Source organism: Roseovarius albus (genome assembly GCF_900172335.1).
GTDB classification, from domain to species: Bacteria; Pseudomonadota; Alphaproteobacteria; order Rhodobacterales; family Rhodobacteraceae; genus Roseovarius; species Roseovarius albus.
The window spans coordinates 204,628-230,099 of record NZ_FWFX01000003.1 but is presented as its reverse complement, the minus strand read 5'-3'; the positions used below and the strand labels follow the sequence as shown (position 1 = coordinate 230,099).

The 25,472-nt window shown below is 51.8% G+C and carries 25 protein-coding genes and 1 tRNA gene; 13 read left to right on the top strand and 13 right to left on the bottom strand.

The genetic code is table 11. The annotated features are described in order from the left end of the window. The first annotated feature begins 78 nt into the window (after positions 1 to 78). Complete coding sequence (locus ROA7450_RS06465; RefSeq protein WP_085804871.1) at positions 79 to 1,032, top strand: homocysteine S-methyltransferase family protein; 954 nt, start codon at positions 79 to 81, stop codon at positions 1,030 to 1,032. Between the two features lie 26 nt (positions 1,033 to 1,058). Here ROA7450_RS06465 and ROA7450_RS06460 read toward each other — a convergent pair whose 3' ends face one another. The 3 genes from ROA7450_RS06460 to dnaK all read right to left on the bottom strand — a co-directional run bounded on the left by ROA7450_RS06460 (position 1,059) and on the right by dnaK (position 4,834). Beyond that, positions 1,059 to 1,592, bottom strand: coding sequence for a hypothetical protein (locus ROA7450_RS06460; protein ID WP_085804870.1), 534 nt, complete (start codon positions 1,590 to 1,592; stop codon positions 1,059 to 1,061). A gap of 109 nt (positions 1,593 to 1,701) precedes the next feature. After that, positions 1,702 to 2,847: a molecular chaperone DnaJ gene (gene dnaJ / locus ROA7450_RS06455; RefSeq protein ID WP_085804869.1), complete on the bottom strand. Its 1,146-nt coding sequence runs from the start codon at positions 2,845 to 2,847 to the stop codon at positions 1,702 to 1,704. Positions 2,848 to 2,920: 73 nt separating this feature from the next. Next, positions 2,921 to 4,834 carry a molecular chaperone DnaK gene (dnaK, locus tag ROA7450_RS06450; protein WP_085804868.1) on the bottom strand — a complete coding sequence of 638 codons (1,914 nt, stop codon included), beginning with the start codon at positions 4,832 to 4,834 and terminating at the stop codon, positions 2,921 to 2,923. A 207-nt stretch (positions 4,835 to 5,041) separates the two neighbouring features. Here dnaK and ROA7450_RS06445 point away from each other — a divergent pair, with 207 nt between their 5' ends. Next, a complete protein-coding gene (locus ROA7450_RS06445) occupies positions 5,042 to 5,650 on the top strand; it encodes an alpha-ketoglutarate-dependent dioxygenase AlkB family protein (RefSeq protein ID WP_085804867.1) in 609 nt (202 codons plus the stop codon). A gap of 439 nt (positions 5,651 to 6,089) precedes the next feature. Here ROA7450_RS06445 and ROA7450_RS06440 read toward each other — a convergent pair whose 3' ends face one another. Beyond that, entirely contained in the window at positions 6,090 to 6,311 is a 222-nt protein-coding gene (locus tag ROA7450_RS06440; protein ID WP_143534380.1) for a hypothetical protein, read from the bottom strand. A gap of 259 nt (positions 6,312 to 6,570) precedes the next feature. Here ROA7450_RS06440 and ROA7450_RS06435 point away from each other — a divergent pair, with 259 nt between their 5' ends. Beyond that, on the top strand, positions 6,571 to 7,707 hold the full coding sequence (locus tag ROA7450_RS06435) for a glycosyltransferase family 61 protein (RefSeq protein WP_085804865.1): 1,137 nt from the start codon (positions 6,571 to 6,573) through the stop codon (positions 7,705 to 7,707). 319 nt (positions 7,708 to 8,026) lie between these two features. On the opposite strand, the gene ROA7450_RS06430 is transcribed toward ROA7450_RS06435, so the two are convergent. Further along, positions 8,027 to 8,848, bottom strand: a complete 822-nt coding sequence (locus tag ROA7450_RS06430; RefSeq protein ID WP_085804864.1) for an ABC transporter permease — start codon at positions 8,846 to 8,848, stop codon at positions 8,027 to 8,029. Positions 8,849 to 8,975: 127 nt separating this feature from the next. Here ROA7450_RS06430 and cysQ point away from each other — a divergent pair, with 127 nt between their 5' ends. The 8 genes from cysQ (at position 8,976) to ROA7450_RS06390 (ending at position 17,932) form a co-directional block, all read left to right on the top strand. Beyond that, complete coding sequence (cysQ, locus tag ROA7450_RS06425; protein ID WP_085805049.1) at positions 8,976 to 9,773, top strand: 3'(2'),5'-bisphosphate nucleotidase CysQ; 798 nt, start codon at positions 8,976 to 8,978, stop codon at positions 9,771 to 9,773. Next, on the top strand, positions 9,773 to 10,573 hold the full coding sequence (locus ROA7450_RS06420) for a 3-deoxy-manno-octulosonate cytidylyltransferase (protein WP_085804863.1): 801 nt from the start codon (positions 9,773 to 9,775) through the stop codon (positions 10,571 to 10,573). The genes cysQ and ROA7450_RS06420 overlap by 1 nt, the downstream gene beginning before the upstream one ends. A 168-nt stretch (positions 10,574 to 10,741) precedes the next feature. After that, the gene (gene galU / locus ROA7450_RS06415) at positions 10,742 to 11,638 is read left to right on the top strand and encodes a UTP--glucose-1-phosphate uridylyltransferase GalU (RefSeq protein ID WP_085804862.1); all 897 of its coding nucleotides are present in this window, start codon (positions 10,742 to 10,744) and stop codon (positions 11,636 to 11,638) included. Between the two features lie 17 nt (positions 11,639 to 11,655). Beyond that, the gene (gene galE, locus ROA7450_RS06410) at positions 11,656 to 12,639 is read left to right on the top strand and encodes a UDP-glucose 4-epimerase GalE (RefSeq protein ID WP_085804861.1); all 984 of its coding nucleotides are present in this window, start codon (positions 11,656 to 11,658) and stop codon (positions 12,637 to 12,639) included. Beyond that, on the top strand, positions 12,629 to 13,690 hold the full coding sequence (locus tag ROA7450_RS06405; RefSeq protein WP_370738202.1) for a glycosyltransferase family 2 protein: 1,062 nt from the start codon (positions 12,629 to 12,631) through the stop codon (positions 13,688 to 13,690). Before galE ends, ROA7450_RS06405 begins: the two co-directional genes overlap by 11 nt. Before the next feature lie 105 nt (positions 13,691 to 13,795). Then, positions 13,796 to 14,782, top strand: coding sequence for a glycosyltransferase family 2 protein (locus tag ROA7450_RS06400; RefSeq protein WP_085804860.1), 987 nt, complete (start codon positions 13,796 to 13,798; stop codon positions 14,780 to 14,782). Positions 14,783 to 14,801: 19 nt separating this feature from the next. Further along, complete coding sequence (locus ROA7450_RS06395; RefSeq protein ID WP_085804859.1) at positions 14,802 to 16,499, top strand: DUF5927 domain-containing protein; 1,698 nt, start codon at positions 14,802 to 14,804, stop codon at positions 16,497 to 16,499. Positions 16,500 to 16,543: 44 nt separating this feature from the next. Continuing rightward, on the top strand, positions 16,544 to 17,932 hold the full coding sequence (locus ROA7450_RS06390) for a sulfotransferase family 2 domain-containing protein (protein WP_306372424.1): 1,389 nt from the start codon (positions 16,544 to 16,546) through the stop codon (positions 17,930 to 17,932). Positions 17,933 to 17,935: 3 nt separating this feature from the next. On the opposite strand, the gene ROA7450_RS06385 is transcribed toward ROA7450_RS06390, so the two are convergent. From ROA7450_RS06385 to ROA7450_RS06355, 7 genes are all read right to left on the bottom strand, one after another. Beyond that, on the bottom strand, positions 17,936 to 18,400 hold the full coding sequence (locus tag ROA7450_RS06385) for a PTS sugar transporter subunit IIA (RefSeq protein ID WP_085804857.1): 465 nt from the start codon (positions 18,398 to 18,400) through the stop codon (positions 17,936 to 17,938). A 44-nt stretch (positions 18,401 to 18,444) separates the two neighbouring features. Further along, positions 18,445 to 19,008, bottom strand: a complete 564-nt coding sequence (gene hpf / locus ROA7450_RS06380; RefSeq protein WP_085804856.1) for a ribosome hibernation-promoting factor, HPF/YfiA family — start codon at positions 19,006 to 19,008, stop codon at positions 18,445 to 18,447. Positions 19,009 to 19,249: 241 nt separating this feature from the next. Continuing rightward, complete coding sequence (gene lptB, locus ROA7450_RS06375) at positions 19,250 to 20,032, bottom strand: LPS export ABC transporter ATP-binding protein (protein WP_085804855.1); 783 nt, start codon at positions 20,030 to 20,032, stop codon at positions 19,250 to 19,252. A gap of 1 nt (position 20,033) precedes the next feature. Then, positions 20,034 to 20,537 (bottom strand): lipopolysaccharide transport periplasmic protein LptA, encoded by a 504-nt coding sequence (lptA, locus tag ROA7450_RS06370; RefSeq protein ID WP_085804854.1) that lies wholly within the window; start codon positions 20,535 to 20,537, stop codon positions 20,034 to 20,036. Between the two features lie 5 nt (positions 20,538 to 20,542). Further along, positions 20,543 to 21,157: an LPS export ABC transporter periplasmic protein LptC gene (gene lptC, locus ROA7450_RS06365; protein WP_085804853.1), complete on the bottom strand. Its 615-nt coding sequence runs from the start codon at positions 21,155 to 21,157 to the stop codon at positions 20,543 to 20,545. Positions 21,158 to 21,159: 2 nt separating this feature from the next. Next, positions 21,160 to 21,771, bottom strand: a complete 612-nt coding sequence (locus ROA7450_RS06360; RefSeq protein WP_159454010.1) for a ribonuclease D — start codon at positions 21,769 to 21,771, stop codon at positions 21,160 to 21,162. A gap of 27 nt (positions 21,772 to 21,798) precedes the next feature. Continuing rightward, positions 21,799 to 21,884, bottom strand: a tRNA-Leu gene (locus ROA7450_RS06355). A 149-nt stretch (positions 21,885 to 22,033) separates the two neighbouring features. Here ROA7450_RS06355 and ROA7450_RS06350 point away from each other — a divergent pair. Beyond that, complete coding sequence (locus ROA7450_RS06350; protein ID WP_085804851.1) at positions 22,034 to 23,014, top strand: complex I NDUFA9 subunit family protein; 981 nt, start codon at positions 22,034 to 22,036, stop codon at positions 23,012 to 23,014. Here ROA7450_RS06350 and ROA7450_RS06345 read toward each other — a convergent pair whose 3' ends face one another. Beyond that, positions 23,015 to 23,818 carry an undecaprenyl-diphosphate phosphatase gene (locus tag ROA7450_RS06345; protein WP_085804850.1) on the bottom strand — a complete coding sequence of 268 codons (804 nt, stop codon included), beginning with the start codon at positions 23,816 to 23,818 and terminating at the stop codon, positions 23,015 to 23,017. It abuts the gene before it with no gap. 216 nt (positions 23,819 to 24,034) lie between these two features. On the opposite strand from ROA7450_RS06345, the gene ROA7450_RS06340 reads away from it, so the two are divergent. Continuing rightward, complete coding sequence (locus ROA7450_RS06340; protein WP_200812931.1) at positions 24,035 to 25,468, top strand: NAD(P)-dependent oxidoreductase; 1,434 nt, start codon at positions 24,035 to 24,037, stop codon at positions 25,466 to 25,468. Positions 25,469 to 25,472: the final 4 nt, after the last annotated feature.

The following is a 25,472-nucleotide window of genomic DNA, read 5'->3' as shown; positions in this document are numbered from 1 at the left end:
GAGGTGCTCGCGGGCCGATTTTGGTGAAGCTTATTTCTATGGTATTCTTTGAAAATTAGATTTGGCCTGGGGGCAACAATGACATTATCAGCAGTAAGTTTTCCTCGAGAGGATGGAATTATTTTCCTTATGGAAGGGGGAACCGAGACCGAAGCCATGTATCGCCATGGTCATGAACTCCGTGAATTTGCCATGTTCGAATTGATCGAGAAACCGTCGGCAGCTCAAGATCTGAAGGACATGTACCGACGCTATCTTGATATAGCAGCGAAACACGGGTTTGGCGCGATGTTGGCCGGTTTTGATTATCGGGCCAGCCCGGATTGGGGCGAAAAGCTTGGGTATTCCGCTGAAGGATTGCGTGAAGTGCAGCATAAATGCATCGCGTTTTTGAACGATGTTGCAGCGCCTTACCGAGAGCAGGTTCCTCGGGTGGTTATTGCTGGCTGCATCGGCCCACGTGGGGACGCGTATTCTTTGAACCGTGATATTACAGCGGAAGATGCAGAAGAATATCACGCCACTCAGATGCACACGTTGAAAGAATGTGATGTGGATATAGTTTGGGCTGCGACATTCAATAATGTTCCTGAAGCCGTTGGTGTTAGTCGGGCGGCGGCTTCTGTCGGCCTGCCGGTGAATATGTCATTTACGTTGGACAGCACACATAAGCTGAAGTCAGGGCCAAGCCTTCAAGAGGCAATTGAGGCGACGGATGCCGAGGCGGGGGAGGCGCGGCCTGATTCCTATGGAATCAACTGCTCGCACCCTGTTGAATTTGAACCCGCGCTGGAACCCGGCGATTGGAGCCAGCGGATCAGATCACTGCGCCCGAATGCGGCCAAGATGGATAAGATATCGCTCTGCAAGCTGGGCCATATCGAAGAGGGGGATCCGGTTGAGCTTGGCGAATTGATGGGCGATCTGGCACGGCGCTATCCCGCTGTCGATATGTGGGGCGGGTGCTGTGGTACCTGGGACAAACATCTGGATCAGATCGCGCAGAGCGTTCGTAAGGCGCATGCGGTATGAGAGCGGTCAAACTCGGGCCAAGTTCGTCACCACCAAAGAGTGAGTTTCGCCATATGCCATAAAAGAAGTTCGCGCGGATCAGAAATCGCCCCACTGTCGGTGATCGTTCCCTTGATAAGCTCGGGATCTCGTTGTCCTTCTGTATAAAAGAAAACGACTTCAATCTTTCCTTCGCCGTCTGCTATGTGGCGCGATTCAAAGCCTGAAAGTGCGCCACCTCGAAACCCAATTTCTGATGTGCTGATGCAACGGCCTTCATTTTTGATTGCCAAATTGGCGCAATATGATTTTCGCTCTGAAAGATAGCGCGCTTGTTTGGATACATGTTGTAGAGCCTCATAAGGAGCGATCACTTCAATCGTGGCCGCAACCTTCCCATCACATTTCAAACACAAATATTCGATTTTTGTGTCGAAGGCTTCCACCTCCCAAGTTCCGCCTTTCTCAAGGTTATCAATGAGGTAGGAGTCCGCCAACCAACTCATACGAGTTTCGTTTGCCTGAGCGAAGCTGGTGGATAACAGTAGCATTGTCAGTGCGATGCCGGACAAAAGTTTCATCAGCGCCCTCCGTTCACCCTATGATGTACGGATATGCGAGAAACTCAATCTAGTTGTGTCGGGAGCATGTGAAACGCCACCGATTTGAATTTCGGTGGCGTTTAAGACCTTAACTTTTCATCGAATCCCAGAAGGATTTGACCGATTTGAAGAAACTGCTGCTTTCGGGGTTGTTTTCCTCGGACAGCGTATCAAATTCGCGCAAGATCTCTTTCTGTCGCGAGGTCAGGTTGACGGGGGTTTCGACTGCCAGCTCAATGAACATGTCCCCACTGGCCGCCCCACGTAGTGCGGGCATGCCTTTGGAGCGCAAGCGCATCTGGCGACCGGATTGCGACCCGGCCGGGATTTTCACCCGCGAACGACCGCCATCGATGGTCGGAACCTCGATGTCACCACCAAGTGCTGCAGTCGCGATGGACACGGGCACACGGCAGAAAAGATTCAAGTCTTCGCGTTCAAAGAGCGCATGTTTGGAGACCTCGATAAAGATATAGAGATCCCCTGATGGACCACCACGCATGCCGGCCTCGCCTTCGTTGGCAAGACGGATACGGGTGCCGGTTTCCACACCTGCGGGGATGTTGACGCTGAGCGAGCGCTCTTTTTCTACGCGGCCCTGGCCATGACAGCTGTTGCACGGGTTCTTGATGATTTGCCCCAGGCCCGAACAGGTCGGGCAGCTGCGTTCAACAGTAAAGAAGCCTTGCTGCGCACGCACCTTGCCCATGCCGGAGCAGGTCGGGCAGGTAGTGGGTTCAACACCGCCATCAGCACCGGTGCCGTTGCACGAGTCGCAGGACACTGTCGTGGGCACGTTGATGGTTTTCTGCAGGCCGTTATAAGCCTCTTCCAGCGTTACACGCAGGTTATAGCGCAAATCCGAGCCGCGCGCCGCGCGCTGACGTCCGCCGCCACCGCGGCCACCACCCATGAAATCACCAAAGAGATCATCAAAAACGTCTGAAAACGAGCTGGCAAAATCACCATGCCCGCCGCCGGGACGTCCGCCGCCACCACCCATTCCGCCTTCGAATGCGGCATGGCCATAGCGATCATAGGCCGCTTTTTTATCGGCGTCCTTCAGGACATCATAAGCCTCGCCGACCTCCTTAAAGGCGGCTTCTGATCCGGGGTTGTCTTTGTTGCGGTCGGGGTGAAGTTCTTTGGCTTTGCGGCGGTAGGCTTTTTTGATTTCCTCCGCCGTGGCCCCTTTGGAGGCGCCAAGAACTTCATAATAATCGCGTTTTGCCATCGGGATCTCCCTTTGCGGGAACGTCGGGGGCGATCTGGCGAACCAGAACGCCCCCTAAGTTTCCGTCAGCGCATCAGGCGCGCTTGTCGTTGTCGAGATCTTCGAAGTCAGCGTCGACGATATCGTCTTCGCTTGGGCCTGCATCAGCAGCAGTTGGCTCATCGTCGGCCTCTTCTTGGCTGGCCTTATAGATGGCTTCGCCAAGCTTCATTGCCGATTCTGTGACGTTCTGGACACCAGCTTTGATCTTCTCACCAGTGGCTTTCTCGTCTTCCAGATCGTCCTTGAGCGCGGCGATGGCCAGCTCGATTGCCTCGATGGTGGTCGGGTCAACCTTGTCGGCGTGCTCTTCCATCGACTTTTCAGTCGAGTGGATGAGGCTTTCTGCCTGGTTGCGTGCTTCCACCAACTCTTTGCGAGCTTTGTCGGCTTCGGCGTTCTCTTCGGCGTCACGCACCATTTGCTCGATGTCGTCATCCGACAGGCCACCTGAGGCCTGAATGGTGATCTTGTGCTCTTTCCCGGTGCCTTTGTCTTTGGCTTCAACCGAGACGATGCCGTTGGCGTCGATGTCAAAGGTCACTTCGATCTGAGGCATGCCACGTGGCGCAGGTGGGATGTCTTCGAGGTTGAACTGGCCGAGGATCTTGTTGTCCGCCGCCATTTCACGCTCGCCCTGGAAGACACGGATGGTCACGGCCGACTGATTGTCTTCAGCGGTCGAGAAGATCTGCGACTTGTTGGTCGGGATCGTGGTGTTGCGGTCGATCAGACGGGTGAAGACGCCGCCCAGAGTTTCGATACCCAGCGACAGTGGGGTCACGTCGAGTAGAACAACGTCTTTGACGTCACCTTGCAGAACGCCAGCCTGAATGGCGGCGCCCATGGCAACCACTTCGTCAGGGTTCACACCTTTGTGCGGCTCTTTGCCGAAGAATTTAGTCACTTCTTCGATGACGCGTGGCATGCGGGTCATACCACCGACCAAAACAACCTCGTCGATTTCGCTGGCGGACATGCCGGCGTCTTTCAACGCGGCCTGGCAAGGTTTGATCGAGGCTTTGATCAGGTCAGCAACCAGTGATTCCAGCTTGGCACGGGTCAGTTTCATGACCATGTGCAAAGGTGCACCGTCTTTGCCCATCGAGATGAACGGCTGGTTGATTTCGGTTTGGGAGCTGCTGGACAGTTCGATCTTGGCTTTTTCAGCGGCTTCTTTCAGACGCTGCAGGGCCATCTTGTCCTTGGTCAGGTCGACGCCGTTTTCCTTTTTGAACTCGCCTGCCAAATAGTTGACGATGCGCATGTCAAAGTCTTCACCACCCAGGAATGTGTCACCGTTGGTGGATTTAACTTCGAATAGACCTTCGTCGATTTCCAGAATGGTCACGTCAAAGGTACCACCGCCAAGGTCATAAACCGCGATGGTGTGGGTTTCTTCTTTGTCCAGACCGTAGGCCAGAGCGGCAGCCGTTGGTTCGTTGATGATGCGCAGCACTTCGAGACCGGCGATTTTACCGGCGTCTTTGGTGGCCTGACGCTGGGCGTCGTTGAAATAGGCAGGAACGGTGATGACGGCTTGGGTCACCTCTTCGCCAAGATAGCTCTCGGCGGTTTCTTTCATCTTACCGAGGATGAAAGCGGAGATTTGTGAAGGTGAGTACTTTTCACCGCGGGCCTCAACCCATGCGTCGCCATTGCCGCCGTCGATGACGTTGAATGGCATGTTCTTCTTGTCTTTGGCCAGATCGGCATCATCGGCGCGACGGCCGATCAGACGCTTGACGCCAAAGACGGTGTTTTCTGGGTTAGTAACAGCTTGGCGTTTGGCTGGTTGGCCAACAAGGCGCTCGTCTTCTGCGAAACCAACGATCGAAGGCGTTGTGCGTGCACCTTCGGAGTTTTCGATTACACGTGCCTGGCTGCCATCCATGATGGCCACACAGCTATTGGTGGTTCCGAGGTCAATCCCGATAACTTTCGACATATTTTAATCCCTTCTACTTTAGGCGATGGTCTGGATACCTGACCCGTTACGGCATCAAGCCCCAAATTGAATCTGCCGTACTGGTTGCTCAGTGCGACGCTTCCGGGCGTATATAGGGAGGCGAGTGCCTTGCTGCAAGCGTTCGGCAGGCTAGGAATGCGTAATTTTGGCGGAAATGCATCAACGATGCAGGAGTTCTGTGGAAGAATGGAAACAACAGTACTGGAACTACGCGGATTTCGCATTTTTAAAGGGTTTCTGGATGCAGCATTGCAGGCTGAGATTCTTGCGGAAATTCGGAATGTTGCGGCTTGCGCACCGCCATTTTCACCGATGACGCCCTATGGCAAGCCTATGACTGTCAAGATGACCTCGGCTGGGAAATATGGTTGGTTTTCCGATAAATCGGGCTACCGCTATGAAACACATCACCCAAATGGGGCACTTTGGCCCGTGATTCCTGATCTGGTGATTGAAATTTGGCGGCAGGTGGTGGGTTTTGAGCGTTTGCCGGATTGTTGTTTGGCCAATTTCTACGGTGAAGGCGCCCGGATGGGACTGCATCAAGACCGTGATGAGGCGGACTTCAGCTGGCCGGTCGTTTCAGTGTCATTGGGAGATGACGGGTTGTTTCGAATCGGCAACCCAACCAAGGGTGGATCAACCGAATCGATCTGGCTGCAATCGGGTGATGTGGTGGTGATGGGTGGCGACGCGCGCCTGACCTATCACGGGATCGACCGGATCAGGTATGGCTCATCGCAATTGTTGCCCAAAGGGGGGCGGCTGAATCTGACCTTGCGGGTGGTTGACTGAGTTCAGCGCAAATGGGAGCCGCAGCTGTATAGATGACAGTCAGGACGTATTGGTTCAACGGTTGTCTTGATCAAGCTGATTCGAATATCATAGATCCGGTTGGATATTCTGTCTGAGAAAAATTTCCCAAGCGGCGTTGCGTCTTGATGGTTGGCTCCTGTACCCCTCAGATTGATCGAGACGCTTAAGTAAATGCATGAAAATCCAGCCTTAGCCTACCTCCAGGTTGGTTTCCATCAATAGTCAGAAATTTTGAGAATCATTACTTCAATCCCAATTTTGTCCGGTAGCGGCGCCGAAAAGTTGATTGGTGGCAGCGACCTTGACACAGCGAGCTACAATGACGCTGACCAGGGTGTCGTCACCATACTGTCGTTCACGATCACCCTGAAAAGCACTAGCTCACCGAAAAAGGTAAGGATCAACAGGGAGGCGAGGACTAACGCCAGCCTGATTTATGGAAAACCAATTCAGGCTGTTTCGCTAACAGATTAATGAGCTTCAAAAATACGTTCAGTTGATCCAACGGAATGTTTGACAGTTTGCGAACCGGCGTAAGATCTGCGAGTTTTTCGATACGACCAGAAGCTTTGAGCAAATAATTTACAGGTTGGTGTAAGTAAACTTCATCTACCGAAGGATCATCAGCATAATTTTCCAAACACGCATCCAAGAATGGCTTGCGCTATCGTATTCTTTCAACGACTTCAACTTGGTTTAATCACTCCGGGTCGAATACTCAGGGAGAAGTAACGCCACCCTAAATCAAAGCTTCAACAGAGATCCAGACACTCCCCATAAGAGTAAAAACTCAACATTCGGCGGAATATGCTCATTGCCTTTGAAGAGAAAGACAGCTTAAACGGGATGAGAGTTTGAGACTATGAAGATACAAGTCCACGGTAATTTCAGAGGTTAAGATGGTCGTCCCCGCTCTGACAAAATTGGATATTGCGAAAGGCTATAAAGGCAATTTGATTTCCTGTGACAATGCACTGCTTGTTCCATGGGGGGAGAATAGACAAGAAGAAATTTGCCATGTCACAGATACAGGCAACAACAAAATGATTTACCAGCATCGCGATATTTGTGACCGGCCTTTAAGTGAATACGCTGCAAAGAGTCTCAACCTCCCGGCCAAGAAACTTTCAGGGACCTATATCCTAAGCGGCTATATTTCATCCCACTTAGGTCATTTTCTGACGGGCACCCTTGGACCACTTTGGGCGATGGATCACGTGAAGGACCATATCGACGCAATCCTTTGCTTCAGGATAGTGGCAAACACTCCTGACAAAACGAAAAGAGACGAGGAAAATATGTGCTCCTACCTTGAACAATTGGGTATCGATTTGCCCGTTCATACGGTAACGGGTCCAACCTGTGTCGACCACCTGATCCTGTCAGAGCCCGGCATCGCCTCCTACAAAAACGCTCAGGGCTCATCGTACTATCATCGCTTCTTACGCGAAAGGAATGCACTGCACGGACATGCACTTAGACAAAAATCACGGACGAAAATTTATGTTACGCGTTCTAAACTTAGCGTCAAGAGACGCGGTATCGTCGGTGAATCTGCACTGGAAAAAACTTTTGCTGCGGCCGGGTACGAGATTTATTCGCCAGAGAAATTTTCACTATCTGAGCAGATAGAGAAATACCAGACCGCAAGCGTTATCGTGGGACTTGACGGAACGCCCTTCCATCTTATCCCCTCTGTCTGTCCCAAGAATATTAAAGTCGCCATAATATCAAGGCGCAATCACGATGGAGGCCCAGTTGTTAACTTTTCGGGTCAGTTTGAGGCTGCAATTGGAACGCCCTCCAGCATTATTCATCACATTAAAGGGGAATGGCGACCTCGTGATGTTGCAAATCCAAATTTAAATTTTTCTGTTTTGGATTTTGGTGAAATGTATCAAGATTTAGTTGATGGTGGATTTCTGGAACCTTCTTGTCAAAAATTCTTTCCGACAACAGAGGAAGTAGAGGGTCATATTCATGAGATCGAGAGCAATGTTGGTACACCCTATGAGCTGGTCGAATTTCAGAAGTGACGATTTAGTGGTTCTAATCACTTAAATTAACACTTTCCGCTTCCGGTCTCTATCGATGATACTTCTGTAACCTATTGTTCCCCGCCTTGTTTGGAAGTGCCATTGTTGGAAATCTATAAATACGGGGATTTCCTAACAGCTGACTGCATTGGCATCAGTTGCGGTTACGCTATTCAGAAAATAGGTGTTGGGGGCGGAGCGCTATCGAATGTCGATCATGCCATTTCTGGCAACCCTTTGACATCAGCGAATGCCAGCAGCCTATCACCGTGGGCATTGCAAGGCAGCAGGCGGACCATCCAGATAAGCCGCTACAGATTTATCGGGCCGCGTACCAGCTTTGAGAATCATACTGCCGCGTATAGAATTCGCCCATCATGCCTATAACGATCAATGCAATACTGACGATAAAAGGATATTCCAGCGAGGAGTTGCGTGGGAAATAGTTGATAAAGATAAACCCTCGACATTGATCGATGACGTGAAACAGAGGGTTCCAATCAAACATCGAAAGCATAAAGAGGGGCAAGGAATTGGCGACGAACATTTTGCCCGAGCCGATCATATTTGCACGTGTGTAAATGAGTTGAAAAACCTGTACGGCTTTAGGAGCCCAAGGTTTGAGCGCGAGTAAGATCAATCCGACGCCGATTCCTGTAAACCATGCTAAAATGAACATGAAAAACGCCATTACAGGTTGGTCGATCTCGAATGGTGTAATCAACACGTAATAGAAAAATAGTACAATGAAAATTGATAGCACCTGAATGTAAAGCGCCCCCAATGCTGCGGAAATGATCAAAATAATTGGCTGCATGGGGGCGTGTTTGAGCATTTCGTTTGACGCACTGGCTGCGCCGGAAATGGCACTCACTGTCTTTATGTGGGATATGTAGAGCATGATCCCGCTCATAAGGTAGATCAGAAAATCTCCTCGAATGTTTGCGCCTTTGAGACCCAAAAGCGTGAACGTGACATAAAAAGCAGCAAGCAACGCGACTGACTGCATGATGTTTATTGCCAGCGAAACAAATGCGCTTTTATGCCCCTTACGCAGTTGGTTCGAGGTTTCAAGAAAGACTAGATCTGCGATATGCGCGGCGGCGCGTAGCCTGGAACTCGGGCGTCGGGTCTCAAACATGATGTACCTTTATCTCTTTGGTCGAGTTTTTCACGCAAGTCTTGCCGTCTGGTTACCGACGTATCATAAGGTTGCGAATTGCACCCGTAAACAATCTGTGTCGGCAGCAGGTGAAAAGGAGTTTGATTTGGATTTTGAAACGCTCATTCCGGTAATTCGTCGGCTGGCGCTTGAGGCCGGTGACAAGATCATGGAAATCTACAACTCAGATGACTTCGAGGTGAAGGCCAAATCGGACGACAGCCCGGTTACCGAAGCCGATGAAGCTGCGGATGCTTTGATTTCAGCAGGTTTGGTTCAGGCATTTCCGGAAGTCTTGTTGGTGACGGAAGAGCAAGCGGATTCGCATCGCGAAAGGGCTGAGACATTCCTGATTGTTGATCCATTGGACGGTACAAAGGAATTCATCAATCGCCGTGGTGATTTCACCGTGAACATTGCTTATGTGGAAAACGGTGTTCCAACCCGTGGGGTCGTTTATGCCCCGGCGAAAGAACGAATGTTTTATACCTTGGCCGATGGCAGCGCCGTGGAGGAAGCTGGACCCTTTGCTAAGGATGTGATTGGCACGACCGCGCCCATTCGTGTGTCTGATCCAGATAATGCCGCGCTATTGGTTGTCGCCAGCAAATCCCACCGTGATCAGGCGACAGATGACTACATCGGGAAATACGCGGTTGCCGACATGAAAAGCGCGGGATCTTCGCTGAAATTCTGCCTAATCGCCACGGGCGAGGCAGACATTTATCCGCGCGTCGGTCGCACAATGGAGTGGGACACGGCCGCTGGACATGCGGTTTTGCAGGGTGCTGGCGGAAAAGTGGTCCGTTTTGATGATCATACCCCGCTGACATATGGTAAGGACGGCTATGCCAATCCATTTTTCATCGCCTACTCCCCGACCGTTGAGCTGAAAGAAGCCTGATGAGTGTTCTGATTGTGATCCCCGCCCGCTACGCCTCAACTCGCTATCCGGGCAAGCCGCTTGTGGCTTTGACCGGGGCATCAGGTGTTGCAAAAAGTCTTGTGCAACGCTCATGGGAAGCTGCGCTACAGGTTCAGGGTGTCGACCGCGTGGTGGTGGCTACGGACGACGATCGGATCAAGGCAACCTGCGAAGCCTTTGGGGCGGAAGTGGTGATGACCCCGGAGAGCTGCGCCAACGGGACAGAACGCTGCTCCGCTGCGCTGGATGCGCTGGGCGGGGGGTATAACATCGTGGTCAACCTCCAGGGGGATGCGCCGCTGACGCCACATTGGTTTGTCGAAGATCTGGTGCAGGGATTGCAGGCGGATGTGCAGGCTGAAGTGGCGACGCCTGTGTTGCGTTGCGATGGAGAAGCGCTTAACGGGTTTTTGCATGACAGATCTGAAGGACGAGTGGGCGGCACGACGGCAGTGTTCACTCAGGAACGCAGAGCACTCTATTTCTCAAAAGAGGTCATTCCGTACACGCCGGAGCGCTACGCAAATGACGCTGAAACACCCGTTTTCCACCATGTTGGTGTGTATGCTTACCGGCCAGATGCACTGAAACTGTATTGCGATTGGCCAACGGGTCCATTGGAGCGGCTGGAAGGTTTGGAACAGCTACGGTTTCTGGAACAAGGACGCTCAGTTCTTTGCGTTGAGGTAGAAGCTCGTGATCGGCAGTTTTGGGAATTGAACAACCCCGAAGACGTCCCTCGGTTGGAAAAGATGATGTCAGATATGGGGATGGATTAACGCTTATGCGTTTATTGTGCTATATTTTCCCCGTGATATGGTGAGGAATACCACCATACTAATATTGAAAATATTACGTTATGATAACGTTGATTTGTCATCATACGCCCATGCATTTGCCAAAATCACTTGGTAGACAGTGACTGACAGAGAATTTCAGGAGGCCTCATGCGTAGCAAGGTTACAAAAGCGATCTTTCCGGTTGCAGGATTGGGAACCCGGTTTTTGCCCGCCACTAAATCCGTTCCAAAAGAGATCATGACATTGGTTGATCGCCCTTTGGTGCAATACGCGATTGATGAGGCGCGGGCCGCTGGGATTAAGGAATTTATCTTTGTGACTTCGCGGGGCAAAGGGGCGCTTGAGGATTATTTTGACAACGCCCCACAGTTGGAGCAAGAGCTGCGCCGCAAGGGCAAAGATGAGCTTCTGGATATTTTGCGCAATACCAATATGGATAGTGGTGAAGTGGCCTATATGCGACAGCATAAGCCACTCGGTCTGGGACATGCGGTCTGGTGCGCGCGACGTCTAATCGCGAATGAACCTTTTGCGGTCATTTTGCCGGATGACGTAATTGCAGCCGACAAGCCTTGCCTTGCCCAGATGGTTGAAGCGTTTGAGGAAACGCAAAGCAACATCGTGGCCGCGATGGAGGTGCCTGAAGACAAGGCGTCAGCTTATGGCGTGCTGGATATCAAAGAAGATATGGGGCAGATCGTGTCAACTAAAGGGATGGTTGAAAAACCAGCTCGCGGTGAGGCGCCATCCAATCTGGCCGTCATTGGGCGCTATATCTTGACCCCGACCGTTTTGCAGAAGCTCAACAAGAAAAAAGCCGGTGCAGGCGGCGAAATCCAGCTAACTGATGCGATTGCAGATGCGCGCGAGGAAGCGGGTGAGGAAGTTTACGGATTTCGTTTTTCGGGCCAGCGGTTCGATTGCGGATCCAAAGCGGGCTTTTTGCAGGCCACCGTGGCCTTTGCGCTCGCTCGCGATGAGTTGCGGGAAGATCTGATGAACTTCTTGAACGATACGGTCTACGCACAAAAAGCTGCGCAATAATCAACCCGGGGGGCAGGGTGCCAAATATTCTGGTTACCGGTGGTGCTGGATACATCGGATCCCATGCATGCAAAGCATTGAAGGCTGCAGGCTATACACCTGTGACCTTTGATAATTTAAGCACCGGCTGGGAAGAGGCCGTCAAATTTGGCCCTTTTGAGAAAGGCGACTTGCAGGACCGTGCAAAATTGGATGCAGTGTTTGCCGCATATCAGCCGGTGGCAGTTATGCATTTTGCCGCGCTGACTCAGGTTGGCGAAAGCTTGCAGTTGCCTGGCTTGTATTGGCGCAACAACGTTTTAGGATCCTTGAATTTGATCGAGGCAGCAGTCGCCGCTGGCTGCTTAAAGTTTGTCTTTTCTTCGACATGTGCCGTCTATGGTGATCAGGACAACGTGGTGCTTGATGAGGACAGCGCCCAGCAGCCAATCAACGCCTATAGTGGGTCAAAAAAAGCTGTTGAGGAAATCCTGCGTGACTTTGAGGCGTCGAATGGGCTGCAACATGTTGTGTTCCGTTATTTCAATGTGGCAGGTGCCGACCCCGAAGCGGAAGTCGGAGAATTTCACCAGCCTGAGACGCATCTCATTCCGTTAATTTTGGACGCCGTGGATGGCCGCCGAGATACGTTAACAATTCATGGTACCGACTATGATACCCCAGATGGGACCTGCATCCGAGATTATGTGCATGTCATGGACCTGGTTGAGGGACATATTTTAGGTATGGAATGGCTCGAAGAAGGTAAGGGTAGCCGGGCGTTCAATCTGGGAACAGGGCACGGATTCTCGGTGCGCGAAGTGATTGAACATTCGCAAACTGTCAGCAATCGGCCGGTGCCGATTACGGAAGGACCGCGGCGCCCGGGTGATTGTACCAAATTGGTGTCTGGGTCGTTGCGTGCCAAGGTCGAGCTGGGATGGACACCGCAAAGATCTGATCTGAAAACCATGGTCTCGGACGCGTGGCGTTGGCACCAATCTGGACATTATGAAATATAACAACAAAGCTGATGCCATGAGCAATGGGCAGTCTGGCTTGAAACGTGCGGTGATGGCGTATCGGTTGCGGTGGAAGCGACGACGGCTTCTGTTGCGCGCCTTGCGTAAGCGGCATCAATTGACGGAAGTCATGAACCGAATGAAACAAGTCCAGCCAGAAGATATTCTTCTGTTCGCGACCGTACGCAACGAGGCAGTGCGATTGCCCTATTTTCTGGATCACTACCGGAAACTGGGGGTGGGGCATTTTGTAATCATTGAAAACGATAGTACGGATGGCACACGGGCGTTGCTTGAGCAGCAGCAGGACGTTTCGCTTTGGCGAACTTCGCACAGTTATCGACTGTCACGCTTTGGCATGGACTGGCTGACTTATCTGCAGATGAAATACGCTCACAAACATTGGTGCCTGACGGTGGATGCAGATGAAATTTTGATCTATCCGCACCACGATACGCGACCATTGCCTGCGTTAGTCAACTGGTTAGAGGGGCATGGACGACAGTCTTTTGGAACCTTGATGCTGGATATGTATCCCAAGGGGCGATTATCGGAGCATCTATACGAAGCAGGAGATGATCCCTTTGCCAACCTGTGCTGGTTCGATGCCGGAAATTACATGATCAGCCAAAAACAGGATCTGGAAAATTTGTGGATCCAAGGCGGCGTTCGGGCGCGATGCTTTTTCGCGGATCGCCCAAGGCGTGCGCCTACGATGGGCAAGGTGCCATTGGTGAAATGGAACCGACGGTATGCCTATGTCAGTTCATCGCATTCGATACTGCCGCGCCGCTTGAACCATGTCTACGACATGCAGGGCGGTGAGATGATCTCGGGTGCATTGTTGCACACCAAGTTTCTCAACGTTGTTGTGCAGAAATCAGAAGAGGAAAAATGCCGCCAGGAGCACTTTGCAAACAGCGTTCTTTATGATGCCTACTATGATACTCTGATACGCGATCCGGACCTATGGTGCGCTTCGTCCGCACGGTATCGGGGTTGGCGTCAATTGGAGGCGATGGGCTTGATGTCTAAGGGAAACTGGATATGAGTGAAGTGCTTCGCAACAAAGTGATTTCACGCTGTTGCATAACGGTATTGGCATGACGCCCGGCATGGATAGGAACAGAAGTTGAGTATTGCGCAATCATATCGGATGCGGCTGCGGCGCAAACGGTTTCAGGCCCGGTCCTGGCGCAAACATTTTGAGTTGAAATCTGTTACCAACCGCACAAAAAAAATCCGATCTTTAGATATCTTACTTTTTTCAACATTGCGTGATGAGAAGGTGCGATTGCCATACTTCTTAGAATATTATCGCGATCGGGGAGTCGCGCATTTTTTGATCGTCGACAATGGAAGCGAGGATGGCAGCCGCGAGTATCTGGCTGAGCAGGAAGATGTCTCACTCTGGACAACTAAGGCCAGTTACCTGAAATCGCGTTTCGGTGTGGATTGGTTGAACTGGCTGCAGCGAAAGTACGGGCATGGGCATTGGACGCTTGTGGTCGACCCGGATGAACTGTTTGTTTATCCGTTTTGTGACACGCGGTCGATCCGGGCGTTGACTGACTGGCTGGATGTCTCGCAAGTGCGATCTTTTGGAGCCATGTTGCTGGACATGTATCCCAAAGGTCGGATTGATCAGGTGCAATATCGGGCAGGTCAGGACCCGATCGAGATTGCCTCTTGGTTTGATCCTGGAAACTATACCATCTCAAAGAACAATCAGTACGGGAATCTTTGGATACAAGGAGGGGCGCGAGCGCGCGTGTTTTTCCCGGACCAACCGAAAAAAGCACCGGCGCTGAACAAAATCCCACTGGTTAAATGGGACCGAAAATATGCTTATGTTAGCTCAACCCATATGCTGCTGCCTCGTGGCCTGAATCTGACTTATGATGAATGGGGAGGCGAAAAGGCTAGCGGCGCGCTTTTGCATGTGAAGTTTCTTGATACTTTTACGTCAAAGGCTGCAGAGGAACTAAAGCGCAAACAGCACTATGCACAGAGTAGTGAATACAAGGCTTACGCGCAAAGCGTTCAGGAAAATCCCGAGCTTTGGTGCAATTGGTCAGAAAAATATATAAACTGGCGACAGTTGGAAATTTTAGGCCTGATGTCCAAAGGAAACTGGGCGTGAGCGGAGGATATTAAACGACATGAACGTTGGGATTGTCATGTTGGTCCATACCGCCTTTGATCGGGCCGAACAGGTGGCGCGGCATTGGTCCAAGGCTGGCTGCCCGCTGGTCCTCCATGTGGATCAAAATGTGCATAACAAAACCTACAATGGCTTTGTTGAATCTTTGTCAGATTTGCCAGATGTTCGCTTTTCCAAAAGGCACCGGTGTGAATGGGGGACGTGGGGTCTTGTTGCGGCAACGCAGGATGCGGCGCAAATTATGCTGGACGAATTTCCACACGTCGGTCACGTGTTTACGGCATCGGGGTCCTGCATGCCGTTGCGCCCGGTACAAGAGTTGCAAGATTACCTGGCTGCCCATCCAAAGACGGATTTCATTGAATCGGTCACAACGGCGGATGTACCGTGGACGATGGGGGGGCTAGACGAGGAACGGTTCACGTTGAGGTTTCCGTTCTCTTGGCGCAAGAATCGGTTTCTTTTTGATAAATGCGTTAAGCTACAGAGGCTTGTTGGGTATGAGCGCAAAATCCCGAATGGAATTGTGCCGCATATGGGAAGCCAATGGTGGTGCCTCACGCGCAACACCTTGACGTCAATATTGCAAGACCCTGATCGACCTATCTATGATGCCTATTTCCGGCGGGTCTGGATTCCGGATGAAAGTTATTTTCAAACTTTGGTGCGGCTTTTTTCCACAAGGGTGGAGAGCCGGTCTCTCACATTGTCGAAGTTCGATTATCAAGGTAAGCCCCACATCTTTTATGATGACCACCTGCAGTTACTTCGCCGCTCAGATTGCTTTGTGGCGCGTAAAATCTGGCCCTATGCTGACCGGCTGTACGAGGCTTTTCTAAATGCGGGAGACGGCAATGCGCAACGGCGGGAGCCAAACCCCGGGAAAATTGACAGGATATTTTCCAAAGCTGTGGACAGACGGGTGCACGGGCGTTCTGGACTCTATATGCAGAGCCGGTTTCCTGTAGCGGGTCGAGAAAACGGCCTAACCTGCGCGCCGTATTCTGTCTTTGAAGGTTTTTCAGACTTATTTGAGGATTTTGAAACGTGGTTGGCCAAGCAAACGGGGGCACGTGTTCATGGGCATTTGTTTGCACAGGAAAAAGCTGAGTTTGCAGATGGGTTGCCTGTTATTAGCGGCGCTCTGAGTGATAGTGCCGCTTTGCGAAATTATAATCCGCGGGCGTTTTTAGCTAACCTGCTGTGGAATACCCGTGGAGAGCGTCAGTGTTTTCAGCTCGGACCACGGGACGTCATAAAAGAAATTGAATGGGATATCTCCAAGGATATCAATGCGCGGATTTCAGTGATCGCGGGTGCTTGGGCTGTGCCGCTTTTCAAATCCAGTGCAAGTTTTGTCGAGGTCCGCCGTGAAGCCGCGCGTTTGCAGCAAATCGAAAGCAAGCATCTGGAAATTCTAAAATCGCAGTGGACTAAAGCTCAGGTGAAAATTTGGAATATGGCAGAGTTCATTGAAGCTCCGATGGAACCTCTGCAAGGGATCATTGAAGAAGTGGCCCGTGAAGGAAGCGGTTTGGCGGAGGTTCCGAAAATGGTGGATTTGACCGGGTTCGGTCAATTTCTGCAAAACTTGAGAAATCAGGGCATGCATCCCTATCTGATGGGAAATTTTCCGGTGATCCATGATACGGCTGAACCACAAAAACCAAAACCCAAGCCCTATTTGGTGCAGTAGCGCATATGTCTGAACGTTTTGATTATTTCGTGGTGTTTGCAGAAATGCGAACCGGTTCCAATTTGCTGGAGAGCAACTTGAATGGCTTTGCTGACATCGAATGCCATGGCGAGGCATTCAATCCGAGCTTTGTTGGCTATCCAAATCGCGATGAAGTGCTGGGCGTTACTCGTGAAGGTCGAGATCTTGATCCATTTTTGTTACTGGCTGCGATCAAAGATCAACCAGATGTTCTGGCTGGCTTTAGATACTTCAATGACCATGACCCTCGCATCCTTAGCACTGTTCTGAATGACACGCGCTGTGCCAAAATTATCCTGACGCGCAATCCGTTGGAAAGTTACGTGTCGCTCGGGATTGCCAGATCAACCGGGCAATGGAAGTTGACGAATGTTAAACGGCGTAAAGAGGGACAGGCGACTTTTGAAGATGCCGAATTTGAACAATATCTGACTCAGTTGCAGACGTTTCAACTCAAGCTTCTCAAGAGCTTACAAGCCAGTGGGCAAACGGCGTACTATTTGTCTTACGAAGATTTGCAAGACCTCGATGTCATTAATGGTCTCACGCAGTTTCTGGGTGTAGCGGAACGATTGGAAAAGTTCGACAATACTCTGAAGAAGCAAAATCCGAGCCCACTCGAGGATAAAGTCTCCAATTACGACGAGATGAAGCAAGCGCTGGCAAAGTTCGATTATTTTAGTCTTAGCCGAACACCCAATTTCGAACCTCGACGACCACCAGCTGTGCCGTCGTATGTTTTGGCGGCGAAGGCCCCATTGATGTATATGCCGGTGCGCTCAGGGGTCGAAGATCAAGTGTGCAGCTGGCTTGCTGATCTGGATGGATATACCGCCGATTGCCTGCCGAGCAAGCTGCCCCCGAAGGAATTGCGTCAGTGGAAATTGCAGAATGTAGGGCACCGCAGTTTTTCTGTTTTGCGGCACCCTGTCGTGCGTGCGCATGCGGTGTTTTGTTCGAAGATTCTATCAACCGGGCCGGATAACTTCGGCATGATCAGAAAGAAATTGCGGAATTTTTATAAGCTCCAGATCCCGGGGCGAATTCCGCATCCTGACTACGGGCGTAAAACACACAAGGAGGCGTTCAAGGCCTTTCTTAAGTTTCTGAGGGCAAATCTTGCGGGTCAAACAGATATCAGGGTCGATGCTCACTGGGCGACGCAGGCGGCTGTCTTGCAAGGCATGTCGAATTTTGCAATTCCGCATCGCGTGTATCATGAAGAGGAGTTGGAGACCGAGCTGCCCGCACTGTCAGAGGCGATAGGATATGGACGTCAGCCCTATGCCCCGATTCGAAGTGTCGATGAGCCCTACGCGCTCAGCGAAATTTACGATGAAGAAATCGAAAACCTCGCCAAAATGGTATATCAGCGAGACTATGTCATGTTTGGGTTTGATCGCTGGAAATAATCTTCAGGCAGCCTGTGCGGTCTGCGCTTCGGTGATGATGGTATAAAGCGTAGCCGGATCCAGATTGGCGCGCAATTTGGTGCAAACAGACCCACTGCGCAAAGTCCGCGAAATCAGTGCCAGCGCCTTGAGGTGTTCAACCCCGGCATTATGCGGCGCATAGAGCGCGAAGGCCAGATCAATCGGCTGCCGATCAACTGCATCGAAATCAATTGGCTTTTCCAGAAGAACTAACGCGCCCACAACTTGATCAAGTCCATGCAAACGGGCGTGCGGCAGGGCCACGCCTTTACCTACGCCTGTTGGACCAAGGCTTTCACGTTCCAACAGGGCGTCGACCGCCGTGGATTGAGGCACGCCATAAACGCTTTCGGCGATGCCCCCAAGTTCATGCAACAAACGTTTCTTGCTTGAAGCCGATGAGATGACCCGAACGGCTTCAGGTTTTAGGATCGTTTCAATATCCATCGTTATGTCGCTCCGATGAAACGGTCATCGACCGTTCACTGCTCTTACGGGTCGATCCATCCGATATTACCGTCATCACGGCGATACACGACGTTCAACCCGTCTTTTCCCTCGTTACGGAAGATCAGAACCGGTGCCCCGGCCAGCTCCATTTGCATCACCGCTTCACCGACAGACAAGGATGGGATCTTGGTTTCCATCTCGGCGACGATGATTGGCTTCAGGCTGTCGGGTTCTGCGTCCTGTCCTTCGCTTTCAGAGGCGAGGATATACGAGGAAGCGCCAAATTGTGCAACGGGTTCTTCACGGTCGCGGTGGTGATCCTTCAGGCGACGCTTATAGCGACGCAATTGTTTCTCCATCTTGTCACAGCATTGATCGAATGCTGCATAGATGTCATGCGCGTGAGCCTTGGCTTGGGTCGTCAACCCTGTTGACAGGTGAACAATGGTTTCACAGACGAATTCACTAGCGCTTTTGGAGAAAATCACATGTGCGTCGGTTGGGCGTTCTGCATATTTTTCGACTATGGAGCCGAGTTCCTGTTTGACATGGACCTGCAGCGCATCACCGATATCGATCTGTTTTCCACTGATTTGATAGCGCATTTTTTCTCCTTCATTGTTGGAACCAATACTAATCAATCACGCACAAAATAGGCGCATCAGGCTTTAGTAAAGGCTCAGGGGAGACATTGAGTTTGCTTGCCCTAAAGGGTCCCATGAAGACGGGATCGAAACCTTAGCAGCGTTCAAAAGCTTCAATGTCATACCCCAATTGAGGCGTTTTCTGTGTCGGATGTCAATGCGATTTCGGGGGCTTGACCGGAATTTGTAAATTCGACTGCAGTCAGGAGATGCGGAAATTGTCGCCCAGATAGACACGGCGCACATTTTCATTCTCAACGACTTCGTCCGGGCTGCCAGACATAAGTACTTGACCATCATGCAGAATATATGCCCGATCCACAATTTCCAGGGTTTCACGTACGTTGTGGTCCGTGATCAAGACGCCGATGCCCCGTTTCTTGAGGTCTGCCACCAGATGGCGGATGTCGCCCACCGAAATCGGATCAACCCCAGCAAAGGGCTCGTCCAGCAACAGATAGCGGGGATTCGCCGCCAAGCAGCGCGCGATTTCAACCCGGCGACGCTCACCGCCAGACAATGCCAGCGCTGGCGCGCGGCGTAGGTGCTCGATTGAGAACTCAGAGAGTAGCTCTTCCAAGCGTTCGCGGCGTTTGTGCCTGTCGCGAATCGATATATCCAAAATGGCCGTAATATTGTCTTCAACTGACATGCCACGGAAAATCGACATCTCCTGCGGAAGATATCCGATACCCATTCTGGCACGGCGATACATTGGGAGGTTGGTAACTTCTTCACCATCAATCGAGACGTGGCCGCCTTCTGGGTTCACCAGGCCGGCGATTGTGTAAAATGTTGTGGTTTTGCCTGATCCGTTTGGACCCAGAAGGGCGACGACTTCGCCTTGTTGCAGATTGAGCGAAACGCTGCGGATCACCACTCTTTTGCGATAGCTTTTTCGTAGATTTTCAACCACCAGACCCGTGTTTAGGGTTTGCTTTGGTGTCGCGCTATCATGCGCAACTGTGAGATCAGGCTGTTTCATCTCAGTTTTCTCCCTCGGACGGGAGGAGAATCGTTTTGACGCGACCGTCAACTTTGGCCGTACCAGCGAGCGTATCGACATGGAGCTTGTCGCCGGTGATCGTGTTGCCGCCTTCTTGTACCAGGATCACATTGCCATGCATGTCCATCAGGCCAGTCTCGACGTCATAGTCTGCGCGGTTGCCTTCGGCCACATCCGGTCCGTTGACCAATATAACGCCGCCGCCGGTGGCTTCGAGACGTTTTATGCCGCTTCTATCTTCGTTATAGACGACTAGAACACGGGGGGCAGACAGGCGCATTTCGCCCTGAATGACCACGACGTCACCAGTAAACACCGCCGTGCCAGCGGTTTGATCGACATCGAGGTTGTCTGACGTCACCTCAACGGGTTGTTCATTGTCATGCGGCTCGGAACCAAAAGCGACTTGACCACTTTGTGCCCAAACGGCACCTGCTGAAAGAAACACGAGTGCTGCCACGAGGGCTTGCAGAGGCCTGAACACGTTACTTATTCCTTACTGGTTTGCGGTTGGTATACCACCGTCACGCCGTCGGTGAAATGTAAATGTGCGTCCCCGGTGTCGGGATCCGAGGTCAATACCATGCGCCCGGCTTCGAGGTCGCCCAAGGGACCGGTGCTGGTCACTGTGCCTGGCGTATCAGCATATAAAACATCTGTTCTGGCATTCAACCAGTCCGTTACAACATGATAGCCATCTGCTGTTGTAATGTTCACGTTGCCGATTAATGTGGCGGTGTCGTTTGCTTGATGCAGGTCACCCTCGTCGGATACGATGTCAATCAGTTCGCCGCTGGTCATTTTGATTTGTGCCGTCACTGTTGTCGCGTTAATTTTTTGGCTGTCTTCTTTGTCAGGAATGGCAGTAACGGCCTGCACAGCCATTTCATGGCCAGCGTTCATCAAGCCAGAAAATGATGGATTGGTGGCCCCTGCATCCTGTGCTCGTTGTTTAAGATCAATTTTGGTGAATGGGATGGTTTTGGTCGGGTCAATCGTTTCCGATAGCAGAAACAAAGTTGACAACATGCCAAGTGCAATCAAAGGCAGGACAATTTTCATCCAAGCCACAAATTGCGAGTGAAATTTGTTTCCGTGTGCCATCTCTAATGTGCAAAGATATCTTGCTCAGGCCATCCTGCAAGGTCGAGGCGGGCGCGTGTAGGTAAAAAATCAAAACAAGATTGAGCCAATTCCATCCGGCCTTCGCGTGTGAGGTTGGTGTTCAGGGCATCGCGAAGCTTGTGCAGATAGAGAACATCCGATGCTGCATACTCTAGTTGAGCGGCGGTCAATTCAGGTGCGCCCCAGTCTGACGATTGTTGTTGTTTCGAGATGTCGACAGCCAGAAGTTCTTGCAGCAGGTTCTTCAATCCATGCCGATCAGTGTAAGTGCGGACCAGTTTGCTGGCAATCTTGGTGCAGTAAACCGGTGCTGTCAGTGCGCCAAAGGCATTGTAGAGTGCGGCAATATCAAAACGGCCAAAATGAAACAGCTTAAGAACGTTTGGATTTTCCAGCATTGCGCAAAGATTTGGCGCTTCAGTCTGACCCAGCTCAACCTGCACAAGATGAGCATTGCCGTCGCCGCCTGACATCTGCACCACACACAGACGATCACGATGCGGATTCAATCCCATGGTCTCGCAATCAATCGCGACGACAGGCCCCAGATCAAGATCATCGGGAAGGTCATTTTTGTAAAGAAAATTTGCCATACTCTTCTCTCCTGTGTGTGGAGAGAATGGTGCCCAGGAGAGGACTCGAACCTCCACGTCCATACGGACACTAGCACCTGAAGCTAGCGCGTCTACCATTCCGCCACCTGGGCCGGTGTCGTGAGGCAGCCATTTAGACGTGCGCCGAGATGGTGTCAACGACGATTTCGGCATTTTGTCACATTCTTTGTCCTGTCTTGTCCAACGCGGCGTGGACGGGTAGGAAGATAGCGAAAGATTGCCAGTATCAAAGGGGCTTCGGATGTCAAAACTTGTCACCATTTACGGCGGATCGGGTTTTGTTGGGCGTTATATAGTGCGTCGCATGGCTAAAGCAGGCTGGCGGGTGCGGGTTGCGGTGCGCCGTCCAAACGAGGCGATGCATGTGAAGACCTGCGGTGTGGTCGGTCAGGTCGAGCCAGTTCTATGTAATATCCGCGACGAAGACAGCGTACGCGCCGCGATGCTGGGGGCCGATGCGGTGATCAACTGCGTTGGCACTTTTGATCGCAAGGGGCGCAACAACTTTGATGCCGTTCAACACGAAGGTGCCGAGCGGATCGCGCGCTGGGCGGCAGCAAGCGGCGTTGCGCAACTGGTGCATATTTCTGCGATCGGAGCCGATGCGGAATCAGACAGTATCTATTGTCAGACCAAAGCGCGGGGCGAGGCGGGTATTCTGGAGCATTTCCCTTCTGCCGTGATCTTGCGCCCTTCGGTAATCTTTGGTGCGGAAGACGGATTCTTCAACCGTTTTGCCGCCATGACACGTTGGGGGCCAGTGTTGCCATTGGTTGGCGGTGAGACCAGGTTCCAACCGGTCTACGTCGATGATGTGGCGGAAGTCGCCGCACTGGGGGCTGAAGGCCGGGCCGAGGCGGGTATTTATGAGCTGGGTGGCCCCGATGTGCAAAGCTTCCGGGAACTGATGCAGGAAATGTTGAGCGTTGTCCGTCGTCGTCGTTTGGTGCTAAATATCCCATTCTGGATCGCAGGCATTCTGGGCGGTGCGATGGAGCTTCTTCAGACACTAACGCTTGGTATCATCCCCGCACAGATCACGCGGGATCAGATTAAAAGCTTGCGGTGTGACAATGTCGTTTCTGATGGTGCGCGCAGTTTTTCAGACCTAGGTATCAAACCTATGGCGTCCGAGGCAGTTTTGCCAGACTATCTGTGGCGGTTCCGTCCGGCTGGTCAATACGAAGCGATCAAGGAATCTGCGGGCAAGCTGGGCAGTTGATCAGCTATAGGCAATTACCAAAAGCACGATCCCCAAAATGAACCGATAAATCACGTATGGTGTGAAGCTAACGCTGTTCAGCAAGCGCATCATCAGGCTGAGTGCCAGTAAGGCAGCCCAGAAGGCAAAGAAGGCCGCAATTGCCCCGTCGCGGATTAGGGCGGTGTTGGCGGTCATGATGACCTCGCTACCCAGATAGGCGCCGCTTGCGATGATCGTGGGGATCGACATCAACATCGAGAGCTTTGCCGCATCGCGCCGGGCATAGCCCAGAAACCGTGCGCCGGTGATGGTGATGCCTGACCGAGATGTGCCCGGGATCAGGGCAATAGATTGCCAGACACCCAAAATCATTGCGTCTTGCATCCCCCAGTCTTTCTGGTTCTGATTGGTTTCGCCAATCTGATCAGCCCAATAGAGCAGCACGCCAAAGGCCAACATGGCCCATCCAATCACCTTGATCGAGCGCATCATGTAATCGAGCCCCGTCATGTGCAGGATCAGACCAAGAGCCACGACGGGAATTGAACTGACCACCAGTAGAAGGGCGAGTTTTGCCCCTTGCGTGTCGAACCGTCCCATAAAGAGCTGTGGTAGGCCCAGGATGGCGATTTTGACGTCGGACCAAAAATAGAGAATCACGGCGACAAGTGTGCCAAGGTGAACCGCGACATCGATCACCTGACCTTGGTCTTCAAGTCCGGTGAGGGCGGGCAAAAGAATCAAATGCCCTGATGACGAAACGGGCAGAAATTCAGTGATGCCCTGAATTGCGGCAATGAGGATCAGATGGAGTAATGGCATGCGTGGTCCTGTTGATCTGCAGATACAGCTATAACCCATTGAGATTTATTGGGAAGATCGCATTTAAGTCCGGATCGGTTATATTTTATTGAAATTTTGTTTCCTATACGAACGCTGCCTTCCTGAATTTTTGATAATAGGTAAGCTTTTGTGACTTTATTTTACTTTGGGTATCCTCTAGACAGGCCTGACGAGGGAAATTCCGGAGGCCATGCTGTGGCAAAGCAACCGATGTTAAAATTTGTATCTGTGGATCGCGACATGCCGGAAAAGCGTGTGGCGAATGAGCGGAGCAAAGACTTTCATGAGATCTATGCAGAATATGCCGACGCAAAGGCGAAAGAGCAGGCGAGCCGGTGTAGCCAGTGTGGTGTACCGTACTGTCAGAGCCATTGCCCACTGCACAACAATATCCCGGATTGGCTGCGGCTGACGGCAGAGGGGCGTCTGGAAGAGGCCTATCAGACCAGCCAGATGACCAATACCTTCCCGGAAATCTGTGGTCGTATCTGCCCGCAGGACCGCCTTTGCGAAGGCAACTGCGTGATCGAACAATCGGGCCATGGCACGGTGACGATTGGCTCTGTTGAGAAGTATCTGACCGATACCGCGTGGGAAAATGGATGGGTCAAGCCGATCGTGCCCCAGCAGGAACGTATTGAATCCGTTGGCATTATTGGCGCTGGGCCGGGTGGCTTGGCGGCGGCAGATGTGCTGCGGCAGGCCGGTGTGCAGGTGACGATTTATGACCGGCATGACCGGGCAGGTGGATTGCTGACCTACGGCATTCCGGGTTTTAAGCTTGAAAAAGACGTGGTGTTGCGCCGAGTGGATCAACTGGTGCAGGCTGGTGTTGAATTTGTAATGAATTGCGATGTCGGAACGGACATCACATTTGAGGAATTGCGTAATAAACACAACGCGGTACTGATCGCCACGGGCGTTTACAAATCGCGTGATTTGCAGGGGCCGGGATCGGGTGCACAAGGCATCGTGCGGGCGATTGACTATCTGACCGCCAGTAACAAGCTGAGCTTTGAGGACACGGTGCCAGAGTTTGAAAGCGGTGAACTGAATGCCGAAGGCAAGCGGGTTGTCGTGATTGGCGGTGGTGATACCGCCATGGATTGTGTCCGTACTGCGATCCGGCAGGGGGCAACTTCGGTGAAATGCCTGTATCGTCGTGACCGAGAAAACATGCCGGGTAGCCAGCGTGAAACCCAAAATGCCGAAGAGGAAGGTGTTGAGTTTCAGTGGCTTAGTGCGCCTTTGGCGTTTTCAGGTGATCCTGTTTCTTCTGTCAAGGTTCAGCAAATGCGCCTTGGGGCACCTGATGCCAGTGGCCGCCGAAGCCCGGAACCGATTGATGGTGCAGAGGTGGATGAGCCTGCCGATCTGGTGATCAAGGCGCTGGGATTTGAGCCGGAAGACCTGCCAAGCCTCTGGAATGAAAGCGATTTGGAGGTGACCAATTGGGGCACCGTTAAAGCGCAGTTCACGACGGGTCAGACCTCAATGGACGGTGTGTTTGCGGTTGGCGACATTGTGCGCGGGGCCTCATTGGTGGTTTGGGCCATCAAGGACGGACGCGATTCAGCCGCTGCCATACTGGATTATCTGAACAGCAAACAGGCCGTGGCCGCCGAATAAAACC